Annotated in this window: 16 protein-coding genes; 4 read left to right on the forward strand and 12 right to left on the reverse strand. The window is 63.3% G+C overall.

The annotated features are described in order from the left end of the window. Positions 1 to 2 precede the first annotated feature (2 nt). The 7 genes from PO883_RS27730 to leuS all read right to left on the reverse strand — a co-directional run bounded on the left by PO883_RS27730 (position 3) and on the right by leuS (position 7,875). Complete coding sequence (locus PO883_RS27730) at positions 3 to 1,205, reverse strand: class I SAM-dependent RNA methyltransferase (RefSeq protein ID WP_373890110.1); 1,203 nt, start codon at positions 1,203 to 1,205, stop codon at positions 3 to 5. Between the two features lie 112 nt (positions 1,206 to 1,317). Then, a complete protein-coding gene (locus tag PO883_RS27735) occupies positions 1,318 to 1,917 on the reverse strand; it encodes a 2-hydroxychromene-2-carboxylate isomerase (RefSeq protein WP_289312641.1) in 600 nt (199 codons plus the stop codon). 10 nt (positions 1,918 to 1,927) lie between these two features. Further along, entirely contained in the window at positions 1,928 to 2,338 is a 411-nt protein-coding gene (locus PO883_RS27740) for a CopD family protein (RefSeq protein ID WP_289312642.1), read from the reverse strand. 16 nt (positions 2,339 to 2,354) lie between these two features. Further along, positions 2,355 to 3,620: a glutamate-5-semialdehyde dehydrogenase gene (locus PO883_RS27745; protein WP_289312643.1), complete on the reverse strand. Its 1,266-nt coding sequence runs from the start codon at positions 3,618 to 3,620 to the stop codon at positions 2,355 to 2,357. A 64-nt stretch (positions 3,621 to 3,684) separates the two neighbouring features. Continuing rightward, positions 3,685 to 4,701: a DNA polymerase III subunit delta gene (gene holA / locus PO883_RS27750; protein WP_167090302.1), complete on the reverse strand. Its 1,017-nt coding sequence runs from the start codon at positions 4,699 to 4,701 to the stop codon at positions 3,685 to 3,687. A 9-nt stretch (positions 4,702 to 4,710) separates the two neighbouring features. Next, on the reverse strand, positions 4,711 to 5,229 hold the full coding sequence (gene lptE, locus PO883_RS27755) for an LPS assembly lipoprotein LptE (RefSeq protein WP_289312644.1): 519 nt from the start codon (positions 5,227 to 5,229) through the stop codon (positions 4,711 to 4,713). A 3-nt stretch (positions 5,230 to 5,232) separates the two neighbouring features. Next, positions 5,233 to 7,875: a leucine--tRNA ligase gene (leuS, locus tag PO883_RS27760; protein WP_289312645.1), complete on the reverse strand. Its 2,643-nt coding sequence runs from the start codon at positions 7,873 to 7,875 to the stop codon at positions 5,233 to 5,235. Positions 7,876 to 8,135: 260 nt separating this feature from the next. On the opposite strand from leuS, the gene PO883_RS27765 reads away from it, so the two are divergent. From PO883_RS27765 to PO883_RS27780, 4 genes are all read left to right on the forward strand, one after another. Then, a complete protein-coding gene (locus PO883_RS27765; RefSeq protein ID WP_289312646.1) occupies positions 8,136 to 8,630 on the forward strand; it encodes a hypothetical protein in 495 nt (164 codons plus the stop codon). Beyond that, positions 8,620 to 9,231 (forward strand): hypothetical protein, encoded by a 612-nt coding sequence (locus PO883_RS27770; RefSeq protein ID WP_289312647.1) that lies wholly within the window; start codon positions 8,620 to 8,622, stop codon positions 9,229 to 9,231. The genes PO883_RS27765 and PO883_RS27770 overlap by 11 nt, the downstream gene beginning before the upstream one ends. Before the next feature lie 65 nt (positions 9,232 to 9,296). Next, positions 9,297 to 10,067 (forward strand): AraC family transcriptional regulator, encoded by a 771-nt coding sequence (locus PO883_RS27775; RefSeq protein ID WP_289312648.1) that lies wholly within the window; start codon positions 9,297 to 9,299, stop codon positions 10,065 to 10,067. Between the two features lie 72 nt (positions 10,068 to 10,139). Beyond that, positions 10,140 to 10,502, forward strand: a complete 363-nt coding sequence (locus tag PO883_RS27780; protein ID WP_289312649.1) for a VOC family protein — start codon at positions 10,140 to 10,142, stop codon at positions 10,500 to 10,502. A gap of 55 nt (positions 10,503 to 10,557) precedes the next feature. On the opposite strand, the gene PO883_RS27785 is transcribed toward PO883_RS27780, so the two are convergent. Genes PO883_RS27785 through PO883_RS27805 form a run of 5 tightly spaced genes read right to left on the reverse strand, consistent with a single transcriptional unit; the run spans position 10,558 to position 13,385 of the window. Further along, a complete protein-coding gene (locus tag PO883_RS27785) occupies positions 10,558 to 10,884 on the reverse strand; it encodes a barstar family protein (RefSeq protein WP_167090316.1) in 327 nt (108 codons plus the stop codon). A 1-nt stretch (position 10,885) separates the two neighbouring features. Continuing rightward, positions 10,886 to 11,308 carry a biopolymer transporter ExbD gene (locus tag PO883_RS27790; RefSeq protein ID WP_289312650.1) on the reverse strand — a complete coding sequence of 141 codons (423 nt, stop codon included), beginning with the start codon at positions 11,306 to 11,308 and terminating at the stop codon, positions 10,886 to 10,888. 10 nt (positions 11,309 to 11,318) lie between these two features. Next, a complete protein-coding gene (locus PO883_RS27795; protein ID WP_289312651.1) occupies positions 11,319 to 11,975 on the reverse strand; it encodes a MotA/TolQ/ExbB proton channel family protein in 657 nt (218 codons plus the stop codon). 8 nt (positions 11,976 to 11,983) lie between these two features. Continuing rightward, the gene (gene dapB, locus PO883_RS27800; RefSeq protein ID WP_289312652.1) at positions 11,984 to 12,793 is read right to left on the reverse strand and encodes a 4-hydroxy-tetrahydrodipicolinate reductase; all 810 of its coding nucleotides are present in this window, start codon (positions 12,791 to 12,793) and stop codon (positions 11,984 to 11,986) included. A gap of 31 nt (positions 12,794 to 12,824) precedes the next feature. Continuing rightward, positions 12,825 to 13,385, reverse strand: a complete 561-nt coding sequence (locus tag PO883_RS27805; protein ID WP_167090324.1) for an outer membrane protein assembly factor BamE — start codon at positions 13,383 to 13,385, stop codon at positions 12,825 to 12,827. Between the last annotated feature and the right edge of the window lie 17 nt (positions 13,386 to 13,402).

Consider the following 13,402-nt stretch of genomic DNA (forward strand, 5'->3'; position numbering starts at 1 on the left):
GCTTACTCCGGTTTCGGCTTGGCTTCTTCGCGGCGGTTGTAGCCGGCCACCATGTCGAACCTGAACAGGCGGCACTCGAGCGCGCCGTTGAAGAATGGCGTCTTGCGCGCTTCCTTCAGGCGCAGGAGTTTGGGCAAGGTCAGGTCGGCGGTGAACAGGAACACGGTCCAGCCGGCGAAGCGCTGCTTGAGCGTGGTGCCCAGCGCCGAGTAGAACGCGACCGACATGTCGTCGGCCGGGATGGTGCTGTCGCCGCGCACGCCGATCCGCTCGCCGTACGGCGGGTTGGTCAGCAGGATGCCCGGCTGCTCGGTCGGGGCCTTGACTTCCTGCGCCTCGATCTGCTTGAGCGGCACGTCGAACATGATGCCGGCGATTTTCAGGTTATGGCGCGTCATGGCGACCATGTCGCCCGAGATATCGCTGCCGAAAATGGTCGGCTCGCTTGGTAACGGCAGCGGCTTGATCGCGTTTTTCATGTCTTGCCACGGGGCGGCCACGAAGTTGTGGAATTTCTCGAACGCGAAACTGCGGCGCGCGCCGGGCGGAATGCCCTGCACCATCTGGGCCGCTTCGATCAGGATGGTGCCGGAGCCGCACATCGGGTCGAACAGCACCGTGCCAGGTTTCCAGCCGGAGACGCGCAGCATGCCGGCGGCGAGGTTTTCGCGCAGCGGCGCGTCGCCCGTTTCTTCGCGCCAGCCGCGTTTGAACAGGGCTTCGCCGGAGGTGTCGAGGTAGACCGTGAAATTGCGGTTGTCGAGAAAGCCCACGATGCGCATGTCCGGCTCGCGCGTGTTGACCGAGGGGCGCTTGTCGAACTGGTCGCGGAAGCGGTCGCAGATGGCGTCCTTGATTTTCAGCGTGGTGAATTCGAGGCTGCGCAGGGGCGACTTGACGGCGGTGACGTCGACGCGGATGGTGTGGTCGACGCTGAACCAGTCTTCCCATGGCTGGGCCAGGACCAGGTCGTAGATATCGTTCTCGTTGGCGTAGCTGGCGTGCGCCATGCGCATCAGCACGCGCGACGCGATGCGCGAGTGCAGGTTGATGCGGTAGGCGTCAGTCTGGTCGCCGGAGCAGTGCACGCCGCCGGGAACCTGGTTGTGCACCTTCATGGTGGTGCTGGTGAGGGCGATTTCGCCCAGTTCTTCGGCGAGAGCCGCTTCCATGCCGCGAGGGCAGGGGCAGAAAAATGATGGCATTTGGTGAACCCTTTGTCCGTTGTAAAAAAAGATACTCTGTTGGTGCTACTCTATGCGAGGCCGTTTGCGCAGTTACCGTCGTTCCTGGCACTGCCAGAAACGACTTCCCGCGCTAACTTAGTGCCCGCTCCACAAATTCAAGCCGGTCCTGTCCCCAGAATCCCTCCCCGTCAACCACGTACCACGGCACCCCGAACACACTGGCGGCCATGGCTTCATCGGTGTTGCGGTCATACTGTTCCTGCACGCCGGCCGTCTCGGACGACTTGACCAGCATCTTCCCATCGAGCCCGCAGGCGCTGGCAATCTGCGCCAGCGTATCCGCGTCCGAGATATTCCGGTCCTCGGCCCACAGCGCGCGCATGATCGCACCGGTCAGCCCCAGCGCCGCATCGGCGCCCAGGCTGGTGCGCGCGGCGATGATCAGGCGCGCCGCCGCCTCGGGCGGCACCGGAAAATAGGTCGGATGCGCAATCAGCGGCAAGCCCAGGTGCTTCGACCAGCGCCCCAGCTCTTGCAGGCGGTAGGCCTGGCGCTGCGGCGCGCGCTTGGCCAGCGGCAGCCCGCCCGACACGCTGAACGCCTTGCCCAGGTCAAAAGGCTTGATGTCGATCAGGGCCCCGCGTGCCTGCGCCATGGCCACGAAGCGCTCATGCCCCAGATACGCCCACGGCGACTGCGGCGCGAAAAAATACTGAACCGTTTTACTCATGAAGCCCCCGTCAGAAGGGTTTGACCACGACCAGGATCACGATGGCGGTCAGCATCAGCACCGGCACCTCGTTGAAATAGCGGAACCAGACATGACTGCGTTTGTTGGCGCCGTTCTCGAATTTTTTCAGCAGCGAGCCGCACGCGTGGTGATACCCGATCACCAGCAGCACCAGCGCCAGCTTGGCATGCATCCACCCGCCTTTAAAACCGTACCCGAGCCACAGCCAGACACCGAGCAGCACCGCCGGCACCGCCAGCATGGTGGTGAAGCGGAACAGCTTGCGCCCCATCAGCAGCAAGCGCGTGGTGGCCACCGTGTCGGTTTCCTGCGCCAGGTTGACGAAAATGCGCGGCAGGTAAAACAGCCCGGCGAACCAGGAGGCGATGAAGACGATGTGAAACGCTTTAATCCAGAGCATGGCCATCCAAAGTAAGTTAAGAGCGTACTTCGCCGTGGCCGAACACCACGTACTTGAGCGATGTCAGGCCTTCCAGTCCGACCGGGCCGCGCGCATGCAGCTTGTCGTTGGAGATGCCGATTTCGGCGCCCAGGCCGTACTCGAAGCCGTCCGCGAAACGGGTCGAGGCGTTCACCATCACCGAGGCCGAATCGACTTCGCGCAAGAAGCGCAGCGCGTCGCTGTAGTCTTCGGTGATGATCGCTTCCGTGTGCTTCGACGAATAGGTGTTGATATGGTCGATCGCCGCGTCCATGCCGTCCACCAGTTTGATCGACAGCACCGGCGCAAGGTACTCGGTGCTCCAGTCTTCTTCCACGGCGGCGACCAGGTGCGGGTAGCCGGCCAGCAGCGCCAGCGCTTCCGGATCGGCGCGCAGTTCGACTTCCTTGGTCGCGTACAGCGCCGCCAGGCGTGGCAGTACGGCCGGAGCGATGGCGCGCGCGACCAGCAGCGTTTCCATGGTGTTGCAGGTTCCGTAGCGGTGGCACTTGGCGTTGAACGCGATCGCCACCGCCTTTTCCAGATCGGCCTTGGTGTCGATGTAGACGTGGCAGATGCCGTCCAGGTGCTTGATCATCGGGACGGTGGCCTCGGCGATCAGGCGCGCGATCAGGCTTTTCCCCCCGCGCGGCACGATCACGTCGACATACTCCGGCATGGTGATCAGGGCGCCGACGGCGGCGCGGTCGGTGGTGTCGACAATCTGCACGCCGTCGTTCGGCAGGCCGGCGCCGGCCAGGCCTTCGGCCACGATTTTCGCCAGCGCGCGGTTGCAGTTGATCGCTTCCGAGCCGCCGCGCAAAATGGTGGCGTTGCCGCTCTTGATGCACAGGCCCGCCGCGTCGACCGTGACGTTCGGACGCGCTTCGTAGATGATGCCGATCACGCCCAGCGGCACGCGCATCTGGCCCACCTGGATGCCGCTCGGACGGAACTTCATGTTCGAGATTTCGCCGATCGGGTCGGCCAGCGAGACGATCTGGCGCAAGCCTTCGACCATGGTGTCGATGGCCTTGTCCGACAGTTGCAGGCGGTCCAGCATGGCCGGCGCGAGACCGGCGGCGGCGGCCGCATCGAGGTCGAGCTGGTTGGCCGCGCGCAGCAGCGCGCTGTCGCGCACGATCGCATCGGCGATCAGCAGCAGCGCGCGGTTGCGCGTGGCGCTGTCGGACCTGGCCATGGCGCGCGAAGCGGCGCGGGCGCGCTGGCCGACCTGTTGCATGTATTCGGTAATGTTCATTATCTCGTCTACGTAGGTGAAGCGCATTCGTCGCGCAGGCACCATGGTAGCGTGCCGCTGCGGTCTATCCGCGCGTTACTTTCAAGGCCAGCTGCAGCATCGCATCCCAGGCGTCGCCCGCGAAGCCCTTGGCGCGCAGGCCCTTGATCATCTTGTCGACCTGCGCGGCGTCGCGCATCGCGCCTTCCAGGGTCGGGAGCGAGATGCGGCGCAGCGCCGGTTCCATCATGCGTTCGCGCGGACCCCAGATGCGGTATTCCTTGAGCAGCATGCCGAGCGGCCTTCCCTGCGCCATCCCGGATTTCAATTTTAACAGCGTACGGATTTCTTCGGCGACCGCCCATAAAACCAGCGGCAGCGCCTCGCCCTCGCCTTTCAGGCCTTCGAGCATGCGCACCAGGCGCGCCGGATCGCCCGCCAGCATCGCCTCGGACAGCTTGAACACGTCGTAGCGCGCCACGTTGAGCACCGCGTCGTGAATCTGCTCGAAGGTCAGCTTGCCCGGATCGTGCAGCAGCGCCAGCTTCTGGATTTCCTGGTGCGCCGCCAGCAGGTTGCCTTCGACCCGGTCGGCGATGAAGTCGAGCGACTGGCGGTCGGCGGAGAGGCCATGCGCGGCCAGGCGCGTGCCGATCCAGCCGGGCAACTGAGCGCGTTCGACCGCCGGAATTTCGATGTACACCGCGGCCTGCTGCAAGGCGCCGACCCAGGCCGCCTTGGCGGTCTGCCAGTCCAGCTTGGGCAGGGTGATCAGGGTCAGGTTGTCGGGACTGAGGTCCTTGGCGTAGCTTTGCAGCGCCGCACCGCCATCCTTGCCCGGTTTGCCGGTCGGGATGCGCAGTTCGATCAGCTTCTTGTCGCCGAACAGCGACAAGGCCTGGTTCGCGGCCAGCAGCTCGCCCCATTTGAAGGTGCGCTCCACCGTCAGCACGTCGCGCTCGGAATAGCCGTTGGCGCGCGCGGCGCGGCGGATCTTGTCGGCCGCCTCCAGCGCCAGCAGATGCTCGTCGCTGGAGATCACGTACAGCGGCGCGATCGTCTTGGCCAGGTGCCCTTCGAGGGCGTCAAAGCGCAGTTGCATCGCTCACGCTCATGTCGGCTTGACCGCCACCAGGCGGCGCAGCACCTGCTGTACCAGGTCGGTCTGCATGTCGCGGTACAGCAGCACTTCTTCCGATTCCTTGCCCAGCACCTGGCTCTCGTTGAAGGTAATCGAGCGCTTGAGCGAGATCTCGGTGGCCGGCAGCAGTTCAAAGCCCTTGGCGTCGCGCAGGCGGAACACCAGGGTGTACGTGAGCAGATACTCGCGCACGCGGCCCTGGGCGTTGAGCGAGAGGATCTGCTTGCCGCGCGTTTCCGACAGCACGTCGAACAGGGTCTCGGCCTTGGACGCATCGGTCAGCACCTGCACGGCGTCGCCGCCGCGCAGGTTGCGTTTCAATTCCGTGCCAAGGGCCGACGTTTCCGGGAACGCCAGGTAGATGCTGCGGAACGGCATGTTGAACTGGCCGTTCGAGCCGCGCAGCTGGAAGCCGCACGCGGACAGCGTCGCGAGCAGGACTAGCGCCGCGGCGGCGCGCAGCACGGTGGCGGATCGAAGGATCGTCATCGCTTACACCACGATGCTGATCAACTTGCCCGGCACCACGATCACCTTTTTCGGCGGCGTCTCGATGTACTTCTGCACCGCTTCGCAGGCCAGCGCCATCGCTTCGATGGAGGCCTTGTCGGCATCCTTGGCCACCTTGATCGAGCCGCGCAGCTTGCCGTTCACCTGGATCATCATTTCGATCTCGGCCTGTTCCAGCGCGGCCGGGTCAACCTGCGGCCACTGCACGTTGAGGATGTCGCCGTGGGCCTTGGCGTAGCCCAGTTCTTCCCACAGCACGTGGGTGATGTGCGGCGCGACCGGGTTGAGCACGCGCAGGAAGATCGACAGGCCTTCGGCGATCACCGCGTCGGTGGCCGGGCCGTCTTCCAGCTTGGCCGATTCCATCGTGTTGAGCATCTTCATGCAGGCCGACACCACGGTGTTGTACTGGATGCGTTTCAGGTCATAGTCGGCCTGCTGCAGGATCTTGTGCAGTTCGCGGCGCAGCGTCTTGTGCGCTTCGCTGCCTTCAACCTTGTCGGTCGCGGCCAGGGCCGAGGCGATGCGCGGCGACTGCGCGTACGCATACGCCCACACGCGGCGCAGGAAGCGGCTGGCGCCTTCGACGCCGCTGTCGGACCATTCGAGCGTCTGCTCTGGCGGCGAGGCGAACATGGTGAACAGGCGCGCGGTGTCGGCGCCGTACTGGCCGATCTGGGCTTGCGGGTCGATACCGTTGTTCTTCGATTTCGACATCTTCTCGGTACCGCCGATGACCACCGGCTGGCCGTCGCTCTTGAGCGTGGCGCCTTGCGGACGGCCTTTGTCGTCCAGCGTCAGGTCAACGTCGGCCGGGTTGAACCAGGACTTGCGGCCGGCTTCGTCGTCGCGGTAGTAGGTTTCGTTCAGCACCATGCCCTGCGTGAGCAGGTTGACGAACGGCTCGTCGAACTTGACCAGGCCGAGTTCACGCATGATCTTGGTCCAGAAGCGCGCGTACAGCAGGTGCATGACGGCGTGTTCGATGCCGCCGATGTACTGGTCCATCGGCATCCAGTAATCGTTGCGCGCGTCGACCATCGCTTCGTTGCTGCCTGGCGAGGTATAGCGCATGTAGTACCACGACGAGTCGACGAAGGTATCCATCGTGTCGGTCTCGCGGCGCGCCGGCTTGCCGCATTGCGGGCAGTCGCACTTGAGGAAAGCTTCGTGCTTGCCCAGCGGGTTGCCGCTGCCGTCCGGGACGCAGTCCTCGGGCAGCACCACCGGCAGGTCTTTTTCGGGCACCGGCACCACGCCGCAATCGGCGCAATGGATCATCGGGATCGGCGTGCCCCAGTAGCGCTGGCGCGAGATACCCCAGTCGCGCAGGCGGAAGGTGATCTTCTTGTCGCCCAGGCCGGCCGTGGCCAGGTCGCCCGCAACCGCGTTGATGGCGGAAATGTGATCGAGGCCGTCGTATTTGCCGGAATTGACCGAGACGCCGTTCTCTTTGTCGCCGTACCATTCCTGCCAGGCCTCAAGCGAGTATTGCTTGCCTTCGACGGCGACCACCTGCTTGATCGGCAGATTATATTTTTTGGCGAACGCGAAATCGCGCTCGTCGTGCGCTGGAACGCCCATGACGGCGCCGTCGCCGTAGGTGATCAGGACGTAGTTGCCGACCCAGACTTCGACCTGCTCGTTGGTGACCGGATGGGTGACGAACAGGCCGGTCGGCATGCCCTTCTTCTCCATCGTCGCCATGTCGGCTTCGATCACGCTACCGAGCTTGCACTCGGCGATGAAGGCCGCCAGTTCCGGGTTGGTCTGCGCGGCGTGCTGCGCCAGCGCGTGTTCCGGCGCCACGGCGCAGAAAGTCACGCCCATGATGGTGTCGGCGCGGGTGGTGAAGACGTACATCTTGCCGTCGTCGATCAGTTCACCGGCGGCGTTGGCGATGGTGTGCGGGAAGGCGAAGCGCACGCCGATCGATTTGCCGATCCAGTTGGCCTGCATGACGCGCACGCGCTCCGGCCAGCCCGGCAGCTTGTTGTCGACGTAGTCGAGCAGTTCGTCGGCATAGTCGGTGATGCGCGCGTAGTACATCGGGATTTCGCGCTTTTCGATCGGCGCGCCGGAACGCCAGCCCTTGCCGTCGACCACCTGCTCGTTGGCCAGCACAGTCTGGTCGACCGGGTCCCAGTTCACGGTGCCGGTTTTTTTGTAGATGATGCCTTTTTCAAGCATCTTGAGGAACATCCACTGGTTCCACTTGTAGTATTCGGGCTTGCAGGCGGTCATTTCACGCGACCAGTCGATCGCCAGGCCCATCGATTCCATCTGCTCGCGCATATGGGCGATGTTGGAGTAGGTCCATTGCGCCGGCGGCACATTGTTTTGCATCGCCGCGTTCTCGGCCGGCATGCCGAAGGCGTCCCAGCCCATCGGCATGAGCACGTTGTAGCCGTTCATGCGCAGGTAGCGGTACATCACATCATTGATCGTATAGTTGCGCACGTGGCCCATGTGCAGCTTGCCCGACGGGTAAGGCAGCATGGAGCAGGCGTAGTACTTACCTTTCGGGAAACGCGGGTCGTTCTCGACAGCCTTGTAGGCGTCGATCGCCTTCCAGTGGGCTTGGGCGGCTTGTTCAACGTCGGCGGGACTATATTTATCTTGCATGATATGTGCAGCCAAGCGTGGCCCGGCCAAAAGTGAATATGAACCGGTCATTATACTGGCACATCCCGCATCCGGGCGCGGCCGGGGCTTGGGCGCCAAATTTCGCTGAACTATGGGGCGGCGTTGCCGTCCAAATAAGATGACAAGCGAATTGGACGCGTCAGCTTACGGAGCCGCCGAAAAGCGCACCACATGCCAAGCCGGCCGCTCTTTTCCCTGAACTTTGCTGAACTATCCGGCGATATCGACGTCTAATTGACATGATGAGCAATTTCGACACGACAGACTACGTGCGGAAGCTGGAGTTGGCAGGTTTGCCACAACAGCAGACGGAGGTGCATGCACAAGCGTTGGCCAAGATGATGGACAAGGCCAAGCAGGAGGCTCAACTGTTGACCCTGCAATACAATTTGCAAACCGCAAGCCATGAATCGGAAGCGCGTTTGATGTCGCACGTGACAAACGCCAGAAAGGTCCTGAGCGCCGAAATCGCACTGCAGAATGCAAAAATTGACGCGCTCAAGTCGTTTCTTGATGTACGAATGGACCAGCGAGGACTCATCTCGCGCGACCTCTCCTATCTCTACATGGGAGTGTTGATCGGCGTAACGCTCGCCATGCTTACCAAAATAATATTCTTTTCACATGCAGTTCGCTCGATCCTGATGCAGTCATCAAGCACGGCTCAAGCGATGTCGCTGCATATTCTGTTGAACCGAATACCACGTACCGGAGACTGCTGCCATGACAATTGAATTCGATGCGATTGGACACGCCCAGCAGTTGGAATCGGCCGGGGTAGCCAGAAACCAGGCGGACTTGCATGCCGGGGCACTGACCGAGGTGGCGAGCGCGGGGGTGTCGACATCCGACCATGTGCAAATGAAGGACGAGTGGCAACGCGATATTCGTCGGTCGGAAGAACGCTTAAGTTCGCAAATAACTCTGGCAAAGACGGAACTCAGCGCCGAACTACAGACATTCAGAACTGAATCAAGCGCAAAAATCGAGGTGCTCGACGCCAAGATCGACAGTGTCCGAACCGACCTGAGCACCAAAATTGACAGTGTCCGAACCGACCTGAGCACCAAAATCGACGGTGTCCAAACCGATCTGACCGCCAAAATCGACGGTGTCCGAACCGACCTGAGCACCAAAATCGACGGTGTCCGAACCGACCTGAGCACCAAAATCGACGGTGTCCGAACCGATCTGAGCACCAAAATCGACGGTGTCCGAACCGACCTGAACGCGAAGATCGATTCGGTAAAAGAGGCATTGACCGTGCACCGCTGGCTACTCGGCGTCCTTCTCGTCATGAACAGCGCGATTTTTGCCAGGATATACTTCCCTTGATGCCCCCTTTAAAGACAGTGCGCGCAGGGTAAAATGGCCTTTTTTGCCACTTGCAGGGCACCACCATGGTTCTCTACCAGGAACACCCGCCTCACCCCGCGCTGGCGCCGTATCTGGCCTGCCTGTGGACCTGCCAGGTGCTGCCAGGCGCCTCACCTGTCACGCACCGGGTGCTGCCCGATAACTGCATGGATATCCTGTGGCAGGATGTGGCCGCGCTGAGCCGCGTATCCGGCATGATGAGCACGGTCGTCCACGTTCCCGTGCACCAGCCCGTGCGCACCGTCGCCGCCCGCTTCAAGCCGGGCGCCGCCGCGTACTTTTTCGCCATGCCGCTGCACGAACTGGCTGACCAGCATCCTCTGCTGGACGAGCTGTGGGGCGGCGCCACGGCGCGCCAGTTCACCGACGCCCTGTGGTCGCGCACACTCTCCGACGTCGACGCCGTGGGCACCGTCGAACGCTTGCTGCTGCAGCGCCTGCGCAGCGCAGGCACCACCATGGCGCCCAGCCTGGTCGACGCCGCCGTGGGCGCCATCGAACAATCCGGCGGCACCATGCGCATCGAGACGCTGGCCACGCAGTTGGGCGTGTCGCGCCAGCACCTCTCCAGCCAGTTCCGCGCCAGAGTCGGCCTGGGCGCCAAGCAGTTCGCGCGCGTGTGCCGCTTCCGCCAGGCGAGCGAACGCATCCGCGCCGCCGCACGCGATGCAAACCAGCTCGACTGGGCATGCCTCGCACTCGATCTTGGCTATTACGACCAGCCGCACCTGATCCACGAATTTCGCCAATTGGCGGGCAGCACGCCGGAATCGTTCGCCGCCCCGCCGGCCTGACCGCCTTACATTTTTACAATACAAACGCGGCGCTCCATGGCAGGATGCTGCTTTGCACTCAAGGAGACGAATATGATCAACGGAATGCGCACTGTCTGCTACCCGGTCCAGGATATGGACGCGGCCAAGGCCTGGTTTACTGAGGTGTTCCGCACCGCCCCCTACTTCGATCAGCCGTTCTATATCGGCTTCGACATCGGCGGCTTCGAGCTGGGCCTGCACCCGGGCGAACCCGGCATGCCCGGCTGCGTGGCGTACTGGGGCGTGGATGACATCGAGGCGGAAACCGACCGCATCACGGGCCTGGGCGCGAGTATCCACTCGGCCATCCAGGACGTGGGCGAGGGGATCAAGGTGGTCGAGCTAAAGGATCCGTTCGGCAATACGCTGGGGCTGATCTACAACCCGAATTTCGACCTCAAGAAGGTGCGTTAAGCGCCAGCCGGAAACCTGTGCGCGGGCACGCGCTGCCCGCGCAGCATGAAGCCGGTCAGCGCAACACCAGCGCCAGCGCCGGCTTTTCGCCGTAATCCTCGTAGCGCTCGTTGATGCCGGCGATGCAGAAAGTCATCTCGTCGAGCAGGTCGGGCACGCGCTCGCGCATCGATGCGGCGTCCTTGACGACGATTTCCAGCACCTCGTTCGGTTTCAGCCGGAATTTGGTCATGCCGTCTTCGTCGCGCAGATAGCTCAGGCAATCGACCCAGGCATCCATCGTGTTGGCGTAAAACTCGGGAAACCCGAACGCCGCGCGGCTTTCGGAATGAAAGGTATCCCAGCCGAGGATCGAGGCACCATTGAGTTCAGCGCTGGCCATGTTATTTCTCCTTTTTTGGATCGGTCACGAAGCCCAGCTTGCTCAATCCATGGGACTGTGCCGCCGCCATGACCTGGGCCACGACTTCGTAACGGGTGTTTTTGTCTGCGCGCAGCTGCAGTTCGGGCTGCGGGGCCTGGCGCGCGGCCTGCAGCAGGCGCGCGTCGAGTCCGGGCGCGTCGACCTGCTCCCCGCCCCAATGCAGCACGCCGGCCGCATCGATGGCGATGGTGACCGTGTGCGGCTGCTGCTGCGCTGCCGCGGCCTGCGCGCGCGGCAGGTCGAGCTTGACCGCATGCGTGAACATGGGCGCAGTGATGATGAAAATGACGAGCAGCACCAGCATCACGTCGACCATCGGGGTCACGTTAATATCGCTCATCATCGACTGCTGGCGCGATGGATTGAAGCTGCCGAATGCCATGCCGTTCCCCTTATTTGCTGAAGTAGGAATGCAAATCGTGGGCAAATCCGTCCAGCTCGGCGAGGGTCAGCCGGTTCAGGCGGTTCAATCCGTTATACGCCAACACGGCGGGAATGGCCACCACCAGCCCGAAGCCGGTCATGATCAGGGCTTCCCCGACCGGCCCGGCGATCTTGTCGATCTGCACGATGCCGGCCGCGGACACATTCGACAGCGCATGATAAATCCCCCACACGGTGCCCAGCAGGCCCACGAACGGAGCGGTGGCGCCGATCGAGGCCAGCACGGTCAGTCCGCTTTCGATGCGATGGGTGGCGCGCGTGATTTCCTGGCGCAGCACGCGGATGATCTGTTCGTCCTTGCTCATTGCGCCGGCCAGGGTGGCGCCGCCAGCGGCATGCGCCAGCCCTTGCGCGGGCAGCGGCGCATAGATGCGCTCGCGGTCGGCCAGGCTCAGGAGGTCAATGCCGTCCTGCAGGGTGGGGGCGCCCCAGAAGGCGTCCAGCGCCGGCGCCGCGCGGCGCACGCGCCAGGTGCTGAGCGCCTTGGACAGGATGAAGAACCAGCTCACCAGCGACATCAGCATCAGCACATACGCCACCGCGTGGCTGATCGCGTCGCCCTGTTCCCAGTAGCGCGCGACGCTGAAGTGATTGACAGGTGGCATGGCGCCGCCTAGTCCTTGAGTGCCAGCACGTCCTGCATGTCGTACAAGCCGGTCGCCTTGCCGGCCAGGAAGCGGCAGGCGCGCAGCGCGCCGTTGGCGTAGCTGGCCCGGCTGCTGGACTTGTGGCTGATCTCGATGCGCTCGCCGGTGCCGGCAAACAGCACGGTATGGTCGCCGATGATGTCGCCGCCGCGGATGGTGGCAAAGCCGATGGTCGACGGATCGCGCTCGCCGGTGACGCCTTCGCGCCCGTACACGGCGCATTCCTTGAGGTCGCGCCCGAGCGCGTCGGCAATCACTTCGCCCATTTTCAAGGCGGTGCCGGACGGCGCATCGACCTTGTGGCGGTGGTGCGCTTCGATGATTTCGATGTCGTAGCCCTCGGACAGGCTTTTGGCGGCCAGTTCGAGCAGCTTGAGGGTGACGTTCACGCCCACGCTCATGTTGGGCGCGAACATGATCGCGGTCTTTTCGGCGGCGGCGGCAATCGCGGCCTTGCCGGCATCATCGAAACCGGTGGTGCCGATGATCAGCTTGATGCCATGGGCGGCGCAATATTCCAGATGCCTGAGCGTGCCTTCGGGACGGGTGAAGTCGATCAGGTAACCAGCCCCGGCCAGGCCGGCGGCAAGGTCCGCTTCGATCCTGATGCCGGCCGGTTGGCCGCCAAAGGCGCCCGCGTCCTGGCCGATCGATGGCGAACCTGCCAGGCCGAGCGCGCCGGCCAGCACCGCGTCGGGCGCGGCAGCGACCGCATCGATCAGCATCCGTCCCATACGCCCATCGGCGCCCGCTACTGCAATTTTCATCTGCGTCATTTTGCTACCCTCGTGCTACCCGTGCGATGGCTTATTTGTTGATCTTGATCGAGGCCGAACCGGCTTCTTCGCGCTTCGGCGCTTCCTTGGCGGCCACCTTGGACGGACCGGCGATGCGCGCGATGTATTCCTTCTCGGTCGGCAGGTTGCCGCCGTCGAATTTCTCGACCTTGTTATCCTTGAAGTAGACCGTCACCCGGCTGCTGGTCAGCTCGCCATCGCCGCGCGCCAGGTAGAACGGGAAATCCCAGCGGTCGGCGTGGAAGACGTCGGTCAGCAGCGGCGTGCCGAGCAGGAACTTGACCTGTTCGCGGGTCTGGCCCACCTTGAGCTGGGTCAGCATTTCCTGGGAAATGAAGTTGCCTTGCTGGATGTCCGGACGATACGGCGAGAAGATCCACAGGAACTTCTGCAGCTTGCTGGCCTGGACGGTCTGGGCGCCGGAGTCTGGCGAGGTACTGACCGGGACCACGGGATCCTTGGCGCCGCCGAACATGGAGCAGCCCGACAGGCTCAGGACGGCGCCGGCCAGGGTCGCCACGAGCGGGGCGCGCAAGCTAAAACGGTGCAAAACGGCAGTATCGACAGGCATAGAGGACCTCAAATCGT

Source organism: Massilia sp. DJPM01 (genome assembly GCF_030348125.1).
GTDB classification, from domain to species: domain Bacteria; phylum Pseudomonadota; class Gammaproteobacteria; order Burkholderiales; family Burkholderiaceae_D; genus Telluria_A; species Telluria_A frigida.

Excerpts from the sequence above, each read along its gene's own strand:
- PO883_RS27805 (WP_167090324.1), bottom strand. The coding sequence starts at position 13,385 with ATGCCTGTCGATACTGCCGTTTTGCACCGTTTTAGCTTGCGCGCCCCG.
- PO883_RS27770 (WP_289312647.1), top strand. The coding sequence starts at position 8,620 with ATGACAATTGAATTCGATGCGATTGGACACGCCCAGCAGTTGGAATCG.
- PO883_RS27775 (WP_289312648.1), top strand. The coding sequence starts at position 9,297 with ATGGTTCTCTACCAGGAACACCCGCCTCACCCCGCGCTGGCGCCGTAT.
- holA (WP_167090302.1), bottom strand. The coding sequence starts at position 4,701 with ATGCAACTGCGCTTTGACGCCCTCGAAGGGCACCTGGCCAAGACGATC.
- PO883_RS27740 (WP_289312642.1), bottom strand. The coding sequence starts at position 2,338 with ATGCTCTGGATTAAAGCGTTTCACATCGTCTTCATCGCCTCCTGGTTC.
- PO883_RS27790 (WP_289312650.1), bottom strand. The coding sequence starts at position 11,308 with ATGGCATTCGGCAGCTTCAATCCATCGCGCCAGCAGTCGATGATGAGC.
- dapB (WP_289312652.1), bottom strand. The coding sequence starts at position 12,793 with ATGACGCAGATGAAAATTGCAGTAGCGGGCGCCGATGGGCGTATGGGA.
- PO883_RS27730 (WP_373890110.1), bottom strand. The coding sequence starts at position 1,205 with ATGCCATCATTTTTCTGCCCCTGCCCTCGCGGCATGGAAGCGGCTCTC.
- PO883_RS27765 (WP_289312646.1), top strand. The coding sequence starts at position 8,136 with ATGATGAGCAATTTCGACACGACAGACTACGTGCGGAAGCTGGAGTTG.
- lptE (WP_289312644.1), bottom strand. The coding sequence starts at position 5,229 with ATGACGATCCTTCGATCCGCCACCGTGCTGCGCGCCGCCGCGGCGCTA.
- PO883_RS27735 (WP_289312641.1), bottom strand. The coding sequence starts at position 1,917 with ATGAGTAAAACGGTTCAGTATTTTTTCGCGCCGCAGTCGCCGTGGGCG.
- PO883_RS27780 (WP_289312649.1), top strand. The coding sequence starts at position 10,140 with ATGATCAACGGAATGCGCACTGTCTGCTACCCGGTCCAGGATATGGAC.
- leuS (WP_289312645.1), bottom strand. The coding sequence starts at position 7,875 with ATGCAAGATAAATATAGTCCCGCCGACGTTGAACAAGCCGCCCAAGCC.
- PO883_RS27795 (WP_289312651.1), bottom strand. The coding sequence starts at position 11,975 with ATGCCACCTGTCAATCACTTCAGCGTCGCGCGCTACTGGGAACAGGGC.
- PO883_RS27785 (WP_167090316.1), bottom strand. The coding sequence starts at position 10,884 with ATGGCCAGCGCTGAACTCAATGGTGCCTCGATCCTCGGCTGGGATACC.
- PO883_RS27745 (WP_289312643.1), bottom strand. The coding sequence starts at position 3,620 with ATGAACATTACCGAATACATGCAACAGGTCGGCCAGCGCGCCCGCGCC.